The organism is Haemophilus sp. SZY H36 (assembly GCF_018829625.1).
GTDB classification, from domain to species: domain Bacteria; phylum Pseudomonadota; class Gammaproteobacteria; order Enterobacterales; family Pasteurellaceae; genus Haemophilus; species Haemophilus haemolyticus_K.
On record NZ_JAHKKA010000001.1, the window covers coordinates 627,405 to 643,167 of the forward strand.

At 38.1% G+C, this 15,763-nt stretch carries 17 protein-coding genes; 14 read left to right on the forward strand and 3 right to left on the reverse strand.

Going from position 1 to position 15,763, the window contains the following annotated elements; translation table 11 throughout:
* Positions 1 to 13: 13 nt before the first annotated feature.
* Both menE and seqA read right to left on the reverse strand, forming a co-directional pair.
* Complete coding sequence (gene menE, locus KP713_RS02785; RefSeq protein WP_215769898.1) at positions 14 to 1,375, reverse strand: o-succinylbenzoate--CoA ligase; 1,362 nt, start codon at positions 1,373 to 1,375, stop codon at positions 14 to 16.
* Positions 1,376 to 1,377: 2 nt separating this feature from the next.
* On the reverse strand, positions 1,378 to 1,989 hold the full coding sequence (seqA, locus tag KP713_RS02790) for a replication initiation negative regulator SeqA (protein WP_215769784.1): 612 nt from the start codon (positions 1,987 to 1,989) through the stop codon (positions 1,378 to 1,380).
* 69 nt (positions 1,990 to 2,058) lie between these two features.
* On the opposite strand from seqA, the gene KP713_RS02795 reads away from it, so the two are divergent.
* The 3 genes from KP713_RS02795 to fur all read left to right on the forward strand — a co-directional run bounded on the left by KP713_RS02795 (position 2,059) and on the right by fur (position 3,934).
* Positions 2,059 to 2,841: an alpha/beta fold hydrolase gene (locus KP713_RS02795; RefSeq protein WP_215769785.1), complete on the forward strand. Its 783-nt coding sequence runs from the start codon at positions 2,059 to 2,061 to the stop codon at positions 2,839 to 2,841.
* Between the two features lie 98 nt (positions 2,842 to 2,939).
* Complete coding sequence (gene fldA, locus KP713_RS02800; protein ID WP_215769786.1) at positions 2,940 to 3,464, forward strand: flavodoxin FldA; 525 nt, start codon at positions 2,940 to 2,942, stop codon at positions 3,462 to 3,464.
* Between the two features lie 29 nt (positions 3,465 to 3,493).
* Complete coding sequence (gene fur / locus KP713_RS02805) at positions 3,494 to 3,934, forward strand: ferric iron uptake transcriptional regulator (protein WP_048954146.1); 441 nt, start codon at positions 3,494 to 3,496, stop codon at positions 3,932 to 3,934.
* A gap of 134 nt (positions 3,935 to 4,068) precedes the next feature.
* On the opposite strand, the gene cysS is transcribed toward fur, so the two are convergent.
* A complete protein-coding gene (gene cysS / locus KP713_RS02810; RefSeq protein ID WP_215769787.1) occupies positions 4,069 to 5,448 on the reverse strand; it encodes a cysteine--tRNA ligase in 1,380 nt (459 codons plus the stop codon).
* Positions 5,449 to 5,550: 102 nt separating this feature from the next.
* Here cysS and KP713_RS02815 point away from each other — a divergent pair, with 102 nt between their 5' ends.
* The 11 genes from KP713_RS02815 to hemB all read left to right on the forward strand — a co-directional run bounded on the left by KP713_RS02815 (position 5,551) and on the right by hemB (position 15,696).
* Complete coding sequence (locus tag KP713_RS02815; protein ID WP_215769788.1) at positions 5,551 to 6,060, forward strand: peptidylprolyl isomerase; 510 nt, start codon at positions 5,551 to 5,553, stop codon at positions 6,058 to 6,060.
* A gap of 54 nt (positions 6,061 to 6,114) precedes the next feature.
* A complete protein-coding gene (locus tag KP713_RS02820) occupies positions 6,115 to 6,903 on the forward strand; it encodes a TatD family hydrolase (protein WP_215769789.1) in 789 nt (262 codons plus the stop codon).
* Between the two features lie 111 nt (positions 6,904 to 7,014).
* On the forward strand, positions 7,015 to 8,142 hold the full coding sequence (locus tag KP713_RS02825) for an acyl-CoA dehydrogenase family protein (RefSeq protein WP_215769790.1): 1,128 nt from the start codon (positions 7,015 to 7,017) through the stop codon (positions 8,140 to 8,142).
* Positions 8,143 to 8,155: 13 nt separating this feature from the next.
* Positions 8,156 to 8,962, forward strand: coding sequence for a phosphate/phosphite/phosphonate ABC transporter substrate-binding protein (locus KP713_RS02830; protein ID WP_215769791.1), 807 nt, complete (start codon positions 8,156 to 8,158; stop codon positions 8,960 to 8,962).
* 53 nt (positions 8,963 to 9,015) lie between these two features.
* Positions 9,016 to 10,185, forward strand: coding sequence for a cobalamin-independent methionine synthase II family protein (locus KP713_RS02835; protein WP_215769792.1), 1,170 nt, complete (start codon positions 9,016 to 9,018; stop codon positions 10,183 to 10,185).
* Positions 10,178 to 10,642, forward strand: coding sequence for an OsmC family protein (locus KP713_RS02840; protein WP_065264541.1), 465 nt, complete (start codon positions 10,178 to 10,180; stop codon positions 10,640 to 10,642). Before KP713_RS02835 ends, KP713_RS02840 begins: the two co-directional genes overlap by 8 nt.
* Before the next feature lie 249 nt (positions 10,643 to 10,891).
* Entirely contained in the window at positions 10,892 to 12,919 is a 2,028-nt protein-coding gene (locus KP713_RS02845; protein WP_215769793.1) for a BCCT family transporter, read from the forward strand.
* Between the two features lie 128 nt (positions 12,920 to 13,047).
* Positions 13,048 to 13,278: a twin-arginine translocase TatA/TatE family subunit gene (gene tatA / locus KP713_RS02850; protein ID WP_139989883.1), complete on the forward strand. Its 231-nt coding sequence runs from the start codon at positions 13,048 to 13,050 to the stop codon at positions 13,276 to 13,278.
* A gap of 2 nt (positions 13,279 to 13,280) precedes the next feature.
* Positions 13,281 to 13,841, forward strand: coding sequence for a Sec-independent protein translocase protein TatB (gene tatB / locus KP713_RS02855; RefSeq protein WP_215769794.1), 561 nt, complete (start codon positions 13,281 to 13,283; stop codon positions 13,839 to 13,841).
* Between the two features lie 9 nt (positions 13,842 to 13,850).
* Complete coding sequence (tatC, locus tag KP713_RS02860) at positions 13,851 to 14,621, forward strand: twin-arginine translocase subunit TatC (protein ID WP_215769795.1); 771 nt, start codon at positions 13,851 to 13,853, stop codon at positions 14,619 to 14,621.
* A gap of 52 nt (positions 14,622 to 14,673) precedes the next feature.
* A complete protein-coding gene (hemB, locus tag KP713_RS02865; protein WP_140529816.1) occupies positions 14,674 to 15,696 on the forward strand; it encodes a porphobilinogen synthase in 1,023 nt (340 codons plus the stop codon).
* Positions 15,697 to 15,763 lie beyond the last annotated feature (67 nt).

Sequence of the window (15,763 nt, forward strand, 5' to 3'; positions counted from 1 at the left end):
TTACCTGTATTTTTTATTGTTCGTTTATTTGTTTTGCTAACCAATCGGCAAGCACTTTACGTGATATTTTTATTGCGCCAGCAGATAAATCTACTGGCAATTCATAATAAGCTATTGGCTGTTTAAAGCGAGCCAATTTATCTTGTAAAAATTCAGTGAGTTTTTCGACCGTACTTTGATTAAAGGGTTCATTCAAAGCAACAATCGCAACTGGGCGATAGCCAAATTCATGATCGGCTTTAGGTAAAACAAAAACTTGTTTCACCATAGCATTTTTCAGCATCACTTGCTCTATTTCTTCTGGCTGAATATTTTCACCGCCCGAAATAAACATATTATCAAGTCGTCCGATAATAACCAGTTCGCCCTCTTGCAAAATGCCTTTATCTTTTGTCTGAAGCCAGCCGTCGCTATTGGTTAATGGAAAAATTTGTCGGTCTTTCCAATACCCCATCGCCAAACCAGCGCCTTTTAACCAAACTTCATCATTCACCAAACGATATTCTCGACCTAATAGCGGTTGCCCTACGCCTTGTTTTTTATCAGATTGTTTGGCAAAAACCGTAGAGGCCATTTCCGTCATTCCATAACCAGAATAAGTTTTAATGCCATATTTCACCATTTTTTGTGTAAGTTCTGTCGGAATATGCGCACCGCCCAGTAAAATATGGCGCGTAGAAAATGAAATACTCGGATTTTCCTGTAAATAATCTAATAAACGCTGCAATTGCGTTGGCACAAGAGAAACGTGAGTCGCCTCCAATAATGAAGCGTAAAAATCCGTTTTCGGAAAATGCAATTCAGCACCACAACTCAACCAACGCCAAACAATACCTTGACCTGAAACATGATATAACGGCAAGGAAAGTAGCCAAGAATGTTCGCTATCGAACCTCATCAATTCGCATACGCCCTTCGCGTTATCTAAATGCGCTTGAACATTATGTACTACCGCTTTTGGCAAACCTGTCGAGCCAGACGTGAGCGTCATTGTCGCAGGGCGAAAAAAATCAGCTTTTTGGATTACAACATCGGCTTTTGGCAAATCCCTCAAATCTTCATCATAAAAACAAAAATCGATGTGATGAACTTCACACAACTCAGCAATTTTTTCTTGAGGGAAAGCCGGATTAATACCTAGAATTTTTGCACCAAGTTGGATTGTAGCAAGATATAAAAATAAAATGTTTTCTGTATTTTTTCCAATAAAAGCAACCGCACTTTCAGGATTTACACCTTTATTGTGTAAAAAGGAAACAGTTTGGTTCACTTTCTCGGCTACTTGCGCCCAATTAAAAATATCGCCCTGTGCAGTGCGCAAGGCGATTTTATGAGAAAACTTAGGTTGGATAGCAAACCCTTGCCAAGGATACATCATTAATTTACCGTGAAATATGTCCGCACTTCGTCAATTAAACTTTCAGGCAAATCCATTGATTGCATTGCACCTTCCAACATCAGCATTTTACGACCACTATTTGTGTTAGTAATAACCCAATAAGGCGTATCTGGAATTTGTTTTGGTTTTGTATGATTGCCTGTCATTAACAATGTCGCTTCATCTCGAGCAAAATAAACTCGAGTGCGTCCTTGTAAAGATTCTGTGGCTTGCGCAAAACTCTCAGGATTAGTGCGATAAAGCACGCGCAGAATTGCTAAGAAACGAGTAACAGCTTTGCCTTCTTCTTGAAATTCTGTCGAGTTCAACAACGTTTGAACTTTTTCTACGATCTGATTAATTGCAGTTATCGGCTGTTTTTTCGTCGGCTTTACACTTTCTGACTTAGCAGACTCGGGCTGTACTTCTACTTTTGATTCTGTTTTTTCGTTATTTTCAGCCGGAGCAAATGTTAAGTCATCGGCAAAAACACTCGCATGTGCCGGTAAATTAAGCAAACGGCGTAAAATATCCGAAGCACTTTCCCCAATAGAGCGGGTTTGGCTCGCAATGTATTGGTATAATTCTTCATCAACTTCAATGATCTTCATTTTTTTCTCTCTGTTTGCTAGAATTTTTTTAATTATAGCGACTTCTTTACAAATTCTCACGCAAAAATTATGGCAAACTCATTGCTCAATTATCAATTTCATCAAGTAAAACAAACGATTAATTCTCCAACTTTAGTTTTTATTCACGGTTTATTCGGGGATATGAACAACCTTGGCATCATCGCCAGAGCTTTTAGCGAAAATTACAATATTTTACGCGTAGATCTGCGTAATCACGGCCATAGTTTTCATTCGGAAAAAATGAATTACCAACTTATGGCTGAAGATGTTATCGCGGTAATCCGCCACTTAAATTTACCCAAAGTGATACTAATTGGTCATTCTATGGGGGGAAAAACCGCCATGAAAATCACCGCACTTTGCCCAGAATTAGTCGAAAAATTAATTGTAATTGATATGTCTCCCCTGCCTTACGAAGGATTTGGACATAAAGATGTGTTTAATGGCTTGTTCGCTGTAAAAAATGCAGCCCCTCAAACTCGTCAAGAAGCTAAACCGCTATTAGAAAAGGAAATTGATGATCAGGATGTCGTGCAATTTATGCTGAAATCTTTTGAGCCCAGTTCACCTGATTATTTTCGCTTTAATCTCACCGCACTTTTCAACAATTATGCAAACATTATGGATTGGGAAAAAGTGCATGTACTCACGCCGACGCTGTTTATTAAAGGCGGAAATTCTTCTTATATAAAAATAGAAAATAGCGAAAAAATTTTAGAACAATTTCCTCATGCGACGTCTTTTACTATTAGTGGTTGTGGGCATTGGGTGCATGCTGAAAAACCTGAATTTGTTATACGTGCGATAGAGCGATTTGTAAATAAGAATTAATTAATTTAAATGAGAATACTTTTGTAGTATACTCCCACATAATTTAGGGTATATCCCCTATTTATAATCAATACGTTAAATTTTAAAAGGAAAGAAAAATGGCAGTTGTTGGTCTATTTTATGGCAGTGACACAGGCAATACCGAAAACATCGCGAAAATGATCCAAAAACAATTAGGTAGTGACTTAATCGATATTCGTGATATTGCAAAAAGTAGTAAAGAAGATATTGAAGCATACGATTTCTTACTTTTCGGTATTCCGACTTGGTATTACGGCGAAGCACAAGCTGACTGGGATGATTTTTTCCCAACGCTAGAAGAGATTGATTTTACAGATAAACTCGTAGGTATTTTCGGCTGTGGCGATCAAGAAGATTATGCTGATTATTTCTGTGATGCTATCGGCACCGTGCGTGACATCGTAGAACCGCGCGGCGCAATCATTGTGGGTAATTGGCCAACTGAAGGTTATACTTTTGAAGCATCAAAAGCATTATTAGAAGATGGAACTTTCATTGGGTTGTGTATTGATGAAGATCGCCAACCTGAACTCACGGCAGAACGTGTAGAAAAATGGTGTAAACAAATTTACGATGAAATGTGTTTAGCTGAGCTCGCTTAGAATTTTTCACATAAAAGGAAGGGAACTTTATGTCTGAAGAAAACATTAAATTACTTAAAAAAGCTGGATTAAAAATCACTGAACCTCGTTTAACGATTCTTGCTTTAATGCAAAATCACAAAAATGAGCATTTTTCTGCAGAAGATGTATATAAGATTTTACTTGAACAAGGTAGTGAAATTGGGCTTGCAACGGTTTATCGTGTACTTAATCAATTTGACGAAGCACACATTTTAATCCGTCATAATTTTGAAGGAAATAAATCAGTATTTGAATTAGCTCCAGTCGAGCACCACGATCACATTATCTGCGAGGATTGCGGAAAAGTATTTGAATTCACAGATAATATCATTGAACAACGTCAACGCGAAATTAGCGAACAATATGGTATAAAATTAAAAGCTCACAGTTTATACCTTTACGGTAAGTGTAGTGACATCAATAAATGTGATGAAAACTCAAATAAATAATCTCAGCAAGGCGACTAAAAGTCGCCTTTACTTTTTCCATTTATCAATTTCAATAAAAATACCCAATCACTTCTCTAACCTACTTCATTGGTCAGTTTTTGAATCTAAATGTGATTCGATAGGCAATAAACTTGTTATTGCTTACGCCAAGTTGTTCCATTCGGACCATCTTCTAATACTATGCCCATAGCTGTCAATTCATTACGTGCTGCATCTGCGGCAGGCCAATCTTTAGCCGCTCGCGCTTCGTTGCGTTGTTTGATGAGTGCTTCAATTTTTGCCACTTCATCATCGTCAGAACCAGCTTGTAAGAATTTTTCTGGATCTTGTTGAAGTAAGCCTAAAATCGCACCTAATTCACGCAAACGAGCGGCAAGCCCATTGGCTTTCTCAACATCTTCTGTTTTTAACTTGTTGATTTCACGCGCCATTTCGAATAAAACAGAAAGTGCATTTGGCGTATTAAAATCATCATCCATTGCTTCACGGAAAGTTTCGACAAAATTTTCTCCGCCAAAAGCAACCGCACTTTGAGCTGTTCCGCGTAAAGCCGTGTATAAACGTTCTAACGCACCCTGCGCTAAATTCAAGTTTTCTTCGCTATAATTGAGCTGGCTACGATAATGTGCCGTTAATAAGAAATAACGTACTGCCTCTGCATTATAGTGATTTAATACATCACGAATTGTGAAGAAATTGCCGAGGGATTTCGACATTTTTTCTTTATCCACCATAATCATGCCAGAATGGATCCAATAATTCACATATTGACCACCATGCGCACAGCAAGATTGTGCAATTTCATTTTCGTGGTGAGGGAACATTAAATCAGAGCCACCACCGTGAATATCAAAATGCTCGCCAAGCTGTTTGCAGTTCATTGCGGAACATTCAATGTGCCAACCTGGACGACCTGCGCCCCAAGGAGAAGACCAACTTGGTTCGTTTTCTTTCGACATTTTCCAAAGCACGAAATCCATTGGATTTTTCTTGATTTCATTGATTTCAATACGTGCACCCGCTTGTAATTGCTCAAGATCTTGACGAGATAATTTGCCGTATTCTTTAAAACTTTCCACATCAAACATCACATCGCCATTATCCGCAACATAAGCATGTCCGCGTTTAATTAATTTTTCCACAATTTCAATAATTTCTGGAATATGATGCGTAGCGCGAGGTTCAAAATCAGGGCGTAATACATTAAGTGCATCAAAATCTTTATACATTTCCTGAACCATACGATCCACAAGTTGATCGCAGGTTTCTTTGTTTTCTAACGCACGTTTAATAATTTTGTCATCTACGTCCGTAATATTACGCACATAAGTTAAATCGTAACCCAAAGAACGTAAATAACGAGCAATCACATCAAAACACACAAAAGTGCGTCCATGACCGATATGGCACAAATCATAAACAGTGACGCCACAAACATACATTCCCACTTTATTTTCGTGGATAGGTTTAAAGATTTCTTTTTCTCTCGTTAAGGTATTGAAAATTTTTAGCATTTTTAAGCTCGTAAAATGAAATAAAAACAAACCGCACTTTTATAGCACTTTTACCTCGATTGTGGAATAATACGACCCTTAATTTTTCAGAAGGAAAACAAAATGGTTACGTTACACACAAACTTTGGCGACATTAAAATTAAATTGGATTTTGATAAAGCTCCGATTACTGCAGAAAACTTCTTAAATTACTGCAAAGACGGCTTTTATAATAACACAATTTTTCACCGTGTTATTGATGGCTTTATGATTCAAGGCGGCGGTATGGAAAGCGGTATGCGCGAAAAAGCAACCAAAGCACCAATCCAAAATGAAGCAAACAATCGTTTAAGTAACAAACGTGGAACCATTGCAATGGCTCGCACTTCAGATCCACATTCAGCGACCGCACAATTTTTCATTAACGTGTCAGACAATGATTTCTTAAATTATCGTTCAAAAGAAATGTTTGGTCGTGAAGTCGTTCAAGAATGGGGCTATGCCGTATTTGGTGAAGTGGTTGAAGGTATGGATGTTGTGGATAAAATCAAAAAAGTGAAAACAGGCAACAAAGGCTTTCATCAAGATGTCCCAACTGAAGATGTAGTGATTACATCGGTTTCAGTAGAATAATGGTGAATGGCGGATGAATTCCGCCATTTTTTATCGACCTAAAGGAAAATGCTCATGTCTTTCTTCGACACTCACACGCATCTCGATTATCTCCAACAATTTACAGGGGAACCTTTGTCACAGCTTATTGATAATGCTAAGAAAGCCGATGTGCAAAAAATACTGATTGTGGCGGTGAAAGAAGCTGATTTTAAAACAATCCAAAATATGACCGCACTTTTTCCTGATAATTTGTACTATGGGCTTGGGCTCCATCCTCTTTATATTCAAGAACACGCCGAAAATGATTTGATTCTGTTAGAACAAGCCTTAAAAAATCGTGATGCAAATTGCACGGCGGTGGCAGAAATTGGTTTGGAACGTGCGATTCCCGATTTGCTCACCGATGAACTTTGGGCAAAACAATGTCATTTTTTTGAAAGCCAACTTTATTTGGCAAAGCAATTTAATTTACCCGTCAATATTCACAGTCGAAAAACCCATGATCAAATTTTTACTTTTTTAAAACGTATTCCATTATCTAAACTTGGCGTAGTACACGGTTTTTCAGGAAGCTACGATCAAGCAAAACGCTTTGTTGATTTAGGTTATAAAATCGGGGTTGGCGGCACTATCACTTATGAACGCGCCAATAAAACTCGTCAAGCAATCGCGAAGTTGCCTCTTGATGCCTTAGTGTTGGAAACAGATAGTCCAGATATGCCTGTATTTGGTTTTCAAGGCCAACCTAATCGACCAGAACGTATTGTGGAAAGTTTCAAAGCCCTTTGTGCCTTAAGAAATGAACCTGCTGAATTGATTAAAAAAGTCACATGGGAAAATGCTTGCCAGATTTTTTCTTGATCCACGTCACATTACTGAAATTATTTTGAATTAAATACTAGAAAAAAGAAACTGAGCATAATAATATCCGCCTCGTAGAAAGTTTTTCTCAACACACAATAAGGATATATTATGTCGCAAATCTATACTCAGGTGAGAAAGTTAGCGGAACAGTTTATTGAGCCTTACGCCGACGAACTCGATCAAAAAAAAGAATTTCCTGTTCAGGCATTTAAGGAATTAGGTAAAGCTGGTTGGTTTTCACTTTTAATTCCAAAAGAATACGGCGGAATGGGATTAACCCTAAAAGAACACGCTGAAGTCTGCATGGCGTTAGCTGAAAGTTCAGCCTCTGCTGGTCTCTGTTACATGATGAGTAACGTTGCAGTGAATTGCTTAAATCTATTCGGCAGCGATCAACTCAAACAAAAAATCTTTTCTGACATTGTTCAAAATCAAACCTTTGCCGCACTCGCCTATAGTGAATTAGGCACAGGTACTCACTTCTATATTACCGATGCAACCGCGCAATTTAATGCTGAACATGCGGTATTCAATGGCTTAAAATCCATGGTGACATCTGGCAATTATGCTTCTTATTATTTAGCGCTTTTGCCTTCCGAAAATGGTGAAACTATTGATAACTGGGTGCTTCCACTTGGTACTCAAGGCTTAACTTTTGAAGCCGATAGCTGGAATGGCTTAGGTATGCGTAGCAATGTCTCTTGCTTTATGCGAATGACCGATATGCCATTAGATCGTGGCTGGCGCATTGGCGAAGTTGGCGCAGGCGCAGAACAAGTATTTGGTGGCATTGCACCTGCCTTTATTTGTGGCTTGGCTGCTGTCTATAGTGGCGTCTGTAAAGCCGTGCTTACTGAAGCAATTAAACATTCAACACACCGTAAATACACATCGGGCACTGCATTAGCTGAAATCGAAACCGTGCAAATTCACTTAGCTAAAATCTATGCAAACACAAACGCTGCTGTATGTGCTACGCGAGATGCGGCTCGTGCAGCCACAGAAGGTGATGCAGATGCATTAGCTAAATTATTAGCCGCCCGAATTCTCGCAAGCGAAAACGCTATTACTCTTGCACAAATTGGTATGCGTATTGGCGGTGGTAAGGCCTATAACAAAATAGGGCCAATGGAACGCTATTTACGTGATGCATTAGCAAGTCAAGTAATGGCGCCAAGTGTCGATGTGCTAAATATTTGGTTAGGTAAAGCCATTACAGGTCAACAAATTCCATAAAGTGCGGTGAAAAATGAGTGAGAAATTAAAAATTGGGGCGGTCATCTACGCCCCACAAGTGACGGTTATTTGGGGCATTATTGCTGACTTTTTCGAAAAAGAAGGCTTCCCTATTGAACCCGTGTATTTCAAAGACTACAAAGGACAAGTTGATGCGTTACTCAATAATGAAATTGATGTGGCGTGGAACTCTCCCCTAGCTTGGTTAGATGGTTACTTACGTAGTGGTGGTAAAACCTTAAATGGTGCCATGCGTGATACCGACCAAGATCGTCAAAGCTATTTAGTTGTTAATGATCCAACTATCCAATCGATTGAAGATTTAAAAAATAAAACTATTGCTTTTGGTGCAATTGATTCCCCACAAGCGCGGTTAATTCCTATTGAGTTTTTACATCAACATGGCTTGGAATTTGGTCAAGATTATGTAGAAAAACGCTTTGATGTGGGTGTTGGTTTGCACGGCGATCATGTAGGCGGTGAATTAGATGCAGCCAATGCATTAAAAGATCGCCAAGTTTCTGCAACATGGATGTTAGATTTCAACTTTGAACGTTGGACAAAAGATGGCACGCTCGATCCAGCAACAGTTCGAGTACTTGCAAAAACACCATCATTTGACCATTGTATTTTCAGTGGACGCGTGGGATTAGATGAAACCAAATTCAATGCATTCACCGAAACCTTGTTCAAAATGGATTACAACAATCCAGAACATAAAGAAATGATGGATTTGGAAGGATTAAAACTTTGGGTTGCGGGCAGAACAAAAGGTTTTGCTCAATTACAAGCTGCCAATGAATATTTAAAATTCTTTTAATATCAATATGTCATGATGGGCGTGTAATAAACGCCCATCATTGTGGATTTTCTATGAAACCTTTCACAACTTCCCTTTTAGGCTCAATGCCTCGTAGCCAAGCACTTTTGATGGCGCGTAAAAAGCATGCACTCGGCAAAATAACCACAGCAGAGCTTGAGCAAATCGTTGTTCAAGAAACAAAACAAATTGTCGAACTTCAACAACGTACTGGCACTGATATTATCACGAGTGGCGAATTACTTCGCGACAATTACCTTTCTTTTATTGCACAAAAAATTCAAGGCGCGACCTTAATGAGCATGAGTGAAATGCTCGATCACATTAAAGAAAAGCAAATTTTTGAGTCAATGCTAGAAACCTTGGATGTTCCCGCACTTTCCATAAAAAATGCGATTTGCGTGGGAAAAATCAGCTACAAACAATCTTTAGTAGCAGATGAAATGTTGCTACTAAAAAATCTAACCAAGCAACCAATTAAAGCAACCTTGCCAGGGCCTTACTTAATGGCTCGCTCCATGTGGCTTTCGCCTGTGTCAGGGCAACATTATTCATCAAAAGAAGAAATGGCAAAAGATGTTGTTACTATCTTAAAGCAAGAAATTGATCATTTATGTGAGCTAGACGTAAGTGTAGTTCAATTTGATGAGCCTGTTTTGACAGAAGTTATTTTTAGCCATCATCAAACACGTTCATTTATGTGTGCTGCGTTAAGCGAAAAACAAGATTTTGCAGCGGAACTACAGTTTGCAAAAAGTTTAATTACTCAAATCTTTGAGTATGCAAGAAATAAAAATATCAAAACTGCATTACATGTATGCCGTGGCAACTGGAGCAAAGATGAAAGCGTATTACTGCGCGGGCCTTATACATCATTAGTGGATTTATTTGAATCGGCATTACCTGATATTTTAATGCTCGAATTTTCTACGCCAAGAGCGGGAGAATTAAGTTCGTTATTAGAAAGTGAAATCTTAAGACAAAAATGTATTTTAGGCTTAGGCGTCATCAATCCTCGTTCTGACGAGGTGGAAAGCGTAGCGCAGATAGTTCAGAGCGCAGAAAAAGCCTTAAATTACCTACCACCAGAGCAAATTTGGCTAAATCCAGATTGTGGATTTGCCACTTTTTCTAACCGCCCTTTAAATGGTTTTGATATTATTGAAGCCAAACTTAAGGTATTAAATGAAGCAAAATCAATATTGAGGGAACGTTATGTATAACGTACCTGAAAGTGAATGTTTTACAGCAAAATATCGAGCCGTATTACGCGGAGAAGAAATTAAATTATTCACACCGAATGACAGCATTTCTCTCTATTCACAAGTCAATTTCGATAACCAATCATTACAAAAAAGTGCGGTAGATTATTTTGCTGTTTCTATTTTAGGTGGAATTTTGAGCAGTGTAAAAGCCCATTTTGCTCAACAACGTGCCGATATTGTAGAAATGGAAGGAAAAATTTGGCTCAACCTCGCCAATCCTTTAACCTTACTGGGCGTTCGCGGTTATAATGAACAACCCCAAATAACAGATTGTAAAATCAAGATTTTTATTTCATCTGATTTAGATGATCAAACATTTGATCACCTCACTCAAACTGCATTAAGGAATTGTTTTATCTATAACACATTAAATAAAACGTTTTCTTTTACCGTCTTGTTTGAGCAAGTGTTGTAATTCATTATATTAGTCAAAAATACAACTTAAACACCATTGATATTTTTCTAATTTGAAATAATTATTACTTTTTGATATAATAAATGAAATTTTGGAAACAATCCTTCATATTCTACTGAGCGTTTCCTTCAAAATCGCACTTCTCCGTGCTGTCATTTGCGATGGTTCCATCGCACCATTTAGGGCTTAAGGCCTTGTTTTATTTAATCTGATTTTATTTTTATTCACTTAATTTTTAAGGGGAAAGCGTTGTCTTTATCTAAATTTATGGAAAAGCAAACGTCGTTCAATCCTTTGGTGATTGGTACAACGTTATTTTTTGTGGTGTTACTTGTCGCAATGATTTTAATCGCACCGGAACAAACACAAACTTTATTAAATGCCGCCAAATCGGGCATTTTTGCTAACTTTAGTTGGTTTTACATATTAGCATTCTCAGTGTTTTTGGGCTTTTTAGTCATTTTATCAGTCAGTAGCCTAGGTAATATTAAATTAGGCAATGATGAAGAAGAGCCTGAGTTCAGTTTTCTCTCTTGGTTGGCGATGTTATTTGCTGCCGGAATGGGGGTAGGGTTGATGTTCTTTGGTGTAGCCGAACCCTTAACGCATTATTTATCTGATATTACCGCAGGTACAGCAGAACACAAACAACAAGAGGCCTTGTTACACACCTTATTCCACTGGGGAATTCATGCCTGGGCGGTGTATGGCACGATTGCGTTGGCATTGGCTTACTTTGGATTCCGTTACAAATTACCTTTGGCATTACGTTCTTGTTTCTATCCGTTATTGAAAGAGCGTATTAATGGCAAGTTAGGCGATCTTATCGACATTATGGCGTTACTTGCCACCTTATTTGGTGTTATCACAACATTAGGTTTTGGTGCATCACAATTGGGGGCAGGCTTACATCAATTAGGCTGGATTAGTGAAAATAGCTTCAGCTTGCAAATTGTCGTGATTGCCGTAGTAATGAGTTTAGCGACATTTTCCGCGATTTCTGGCGTAGGGAAAGGGGTAAAAATCTTAAGTGAGCTGAATTTAACATTAGCTTTTTGTTTGTTAATTTTCGTATTAGTGGCAGGACCAACACTTTATTTGTTATCCGCTTTCAGCGACAACATCGGAACTTATCTCAGCAACTTAGTACAATTAAGCTTCAAAACCTATGTTTATGAACAAGAACATACTGGCTGGTTTAGCGGTTGGACAATTCTGTATTGGGCATGGTGGTGTTCTTGGGCGCCATTTGTAGGTTTATTTATTGCGCGAATCTCGAAAGGGCGTACCATTCGCGAATTTATTTTTGGTGTGTTGGTGATTCCTAGCATGTTCGGAATCTTGTGGTTTACCGTATTTGGTAATACGGCTATTTGGTTAAATGATGGGGAAGCTGCAGGTACGTTAGGACAAATGATTTCCTCGCCTGAAACGTTGCTTTTTAAATTCTTGGATTATTTACCGCTTTCTGGTGTGACCGGTTTAGTGAGTTTGGTGGTGATTTCTTTATTCTTTATCACCTCAGCAGACTCCGGTATTTATGTATTAAATAACATTGCATCACGCGATAAAAGCCTTGCAGCACCTCGTTGGCAGGCCGTGATGTGGGGTGTATTAATGTCAGTCGTCGCGATTGTTTTAATGCAATCAGGTGGCTTAGCTAATCTACAGGCAATGACCTTGTTAGTAGCGTTACCTTTCGCAATGTTGATGTTATTGATGTGTTTTAGTTTATGGAAAGGCTTGAATGCAGACAAAAAATATTTTGATACCAAAGTTAATCCAACCAGTATCTTCTGGACGGGGGATAAGTGGAAAGAACGTTTGGAACAAATGATGAACCAAACGCAAGAAAAAGATATTTTGCGATTCCTTAAGCATACGGTATTACCGGCTATGCGAGAATTACGCCAAGAGTTGATTAGCAAATATGACTTGAGCGTGCAAATTAACACGTTATTTGATCAAGATGAGCCTGCAGTCGAGTTAGTCATTCAGAAAGAGTTGATGCGAGACTTTATGTACGGGGTAAAATCTATTGGTCGCGAGGTATCAGAGCAATTAATCAATGATGATAACTTGCCACATATCCAACATAGCATGACCTATGAGCCATACACCTATTTCTTTGATGGTCGAGTGGGTTATGATGTGCAATATATGGATCAAGACGAATTGATTGCTGATATGTTGAAACATTATGAACGCTACTTAAGTTTGTTAGATGATGTGGGGCAAGAATTGATGGCGCACGAGCAAACAGAACTGGCTGAATAATAAGACTAAAGTGCGGTTGAAAATAACCTTCTTTTTGATCGCACTTTTAAAATTACCTCTTGAGGCCAATGCATAAAAAGAGTATATTCAAGCCCAAATTTTCAATTTAATTCTAACGGAGTTTTTCTATGTTTGGTTTATCCCCAGCACAAATGATTATTTTATTAGTCGTGATTTTATTAGTATTTGGTACTAAAAAGTTACGCAATGCGGGCTCTGATCTTGGTGCAGCAGTAAAAGGTTTTAAAAAAGCAATGTCTGATGACGAGCCTAAAAAAGATGCTGAGTTTACCCAAATTAAAGACGCTACGACAACCGCTGAAAAAACTGAAACTGTAAAAGATAAAGAACAGGCATAACCGTGTTTGATATTGGTTTTTCCGAACTTGTTTTATTGATGCTTGTGGGCTTAGTGGTGCTAGGCCCTAAGCGTTTGCCTGTGGCTATTCGTACAGTTATGAGTTGGGTAAAAACCATTCGCGGCTTAGCTGCCAATGTGCAAAACGAATTAAAACAAGAACTAAAATTACAAGAATTACAAGACAGCATTAAAAAAGCTGAATCTTTAAATTTACAAACACTTTCTCCAGAATTAAGTAAAACGGTAGAAGAATTAAAAGCACAAGCAGATAAAATGAAATCTGAGCTAGAAGCCAAAGCTGCTGAAGCAGGCACGACAGTAGAAGAACAAATCAAAGAAATTAAAAATGCGGCAGAAAATGGGGACAAATCCAAAGATGCTGTAGTAGCACTGGATTCATCAGAAATTTTGCCGAAAGAAGAAAATCAACTTACTGATTTAACCACGCTTGATGCTCACGAACAGGCAGAACTCACAGAACGCCTATCTGATTACTATCCCCCTGATGATATTGAAGTCATACCTGTATCGAAATCTCAAACGAAAAAATCTGAATTATAGGGAATTTGTATGAGCAATGTGGATGAATCTCAACCCCTAATTACACACCTTGTTGAATTAAGAAACCGTCTTTTACGCAGTGTGATTTGCGTTGCATTGGTATTTATTGCGCTCGTTTATTTTTCAAATGATATTTATCATTTTGTTGCAGCTCCCTTAACTAACGTTATGCCAAAAGGCGCAACAATGATCGCAACAAATATTCAAACACCCTTCTTTACGCCTATTAAATTAACGGCAATCGTTGCAGTATTTATTTCCGTTCCTTATTTGCTCTACCAGGTTTGGGCATTTGTTGCACCAGCTCTATACCAACATGAAAAAAGAATGATTTACCCATTGTTATTTTCAAGCACTATTCTTTTTTATTGTGGGGTGGCTTTTGCTTATTATGTAGTGTTTCCCTTTGTATTTAGCTTTTTTACCCAAACTGCACCTGAAGGTGTCGCGATTGCCACAGATATTAGTAGTTATTTAGATTTTGCATTGGCATTATTTTTAGCTTTTGGCGTCTGTTTTGAAGTCCCAATTGCTATTATTTTACTTTGTTGGACAGGTGTAACAACGGTAAAAGCCCTTACTGAAAAACGCCCTTATATCATTGTCGGTGCATTTTTTATTGGAATGATTCTAACCCCACCAGATGTATTTTCACAAACGCTACTTGCTGTACCAATGATTCTTCTATTTGAATTAGGTTTATTAGTTGCTCGTTTTTATCAGCCAAAAGAAGATGAAAGTGCGGTTGAAAATACTGAAGAATCAAATAAAATGGAATAATAATTGGGGGGCATCGCCCCCTTTCTCATTATATAAGAAAGAGGACTATAACATGACTCAACAAATTTTTACAGGATTTCCTACCCGCCGCCTACGTCGTTTACGTAAACATGATTTTAGTCGTCGCTTAATGGCTGAAAATAAACTCACCGTAGACGATCTTATTTATCCGGTATTTATTCTTGAAGGTGAAAACTATCGTGAGGCTGTTCCCTCTATGCCAGGTGTTGAACGTTTAACTATCGATCAACTTCTTATTGAAGCAGGTTTACTAGTTAAATATGGTGTCCCTGTTATTTCATTATTTCCTGTAATTGAACAAGATAAAAAATCTCTAATGGCAGAAGAAGCCTATAATTCAAATGGTCTAGTGCAACGCGCAGTTCGAGCATTAAAAAATACTTATCCAGAATTAGGTGTATTAACTGATGTTGCACTTGATCCTTATACAAGCCATGGACAAGATGGAATTATTGATGAAGACGGCTATGTTCTTAACGACATCACCTCTGATATTCTCATCAAACAAGCTATTTCTCATGCTGAAGCAGGCGCTGATATTGTTGCGCCAAGTGATATGATGGATGGTCGTATTGGCCGTATTCGACAAGCATTAGAAGAAAAAGGATTTATTAACACACAAATTATGGCGTATTCTGCTAAATATGCTTCTAATTATTATGGACCATTTCGTGATGCTGTCGGCTCATCAGGTAATTTAAAAGGCGGAGATAAAAAAACTTATCAACTTGATCCTGCAAATGGAGATGAAGGTTTACAAGAAGTCGCATTAGATCTACAAGAAGGCGCTGACATGGTCATGGTAAAACCAGGTATGCCATACTTAGATATGGTGTATCGCGTAAAAACACATTTTGGCGTACCTACTTTCGCTTATCAAGTTTCAGGTGAATACGCAATGCATATGGCAGCCATTCAAAATGGCTGGCTAAAAGAAAAAGAATGTATTATGGAATCACTACTTTGCTTCAAACGAGCTGGTGCCGACGGAATTTTGACTTATTTTGCAAAACAAGTCGCAGAATGGCTTTATTTAGAAGGGAAAAATAAGTAAAACCATAATATTATGATTAATAATTTAGATTTCATCTAAAAAAAAGCAAGAAATTTTAATTTTCTTG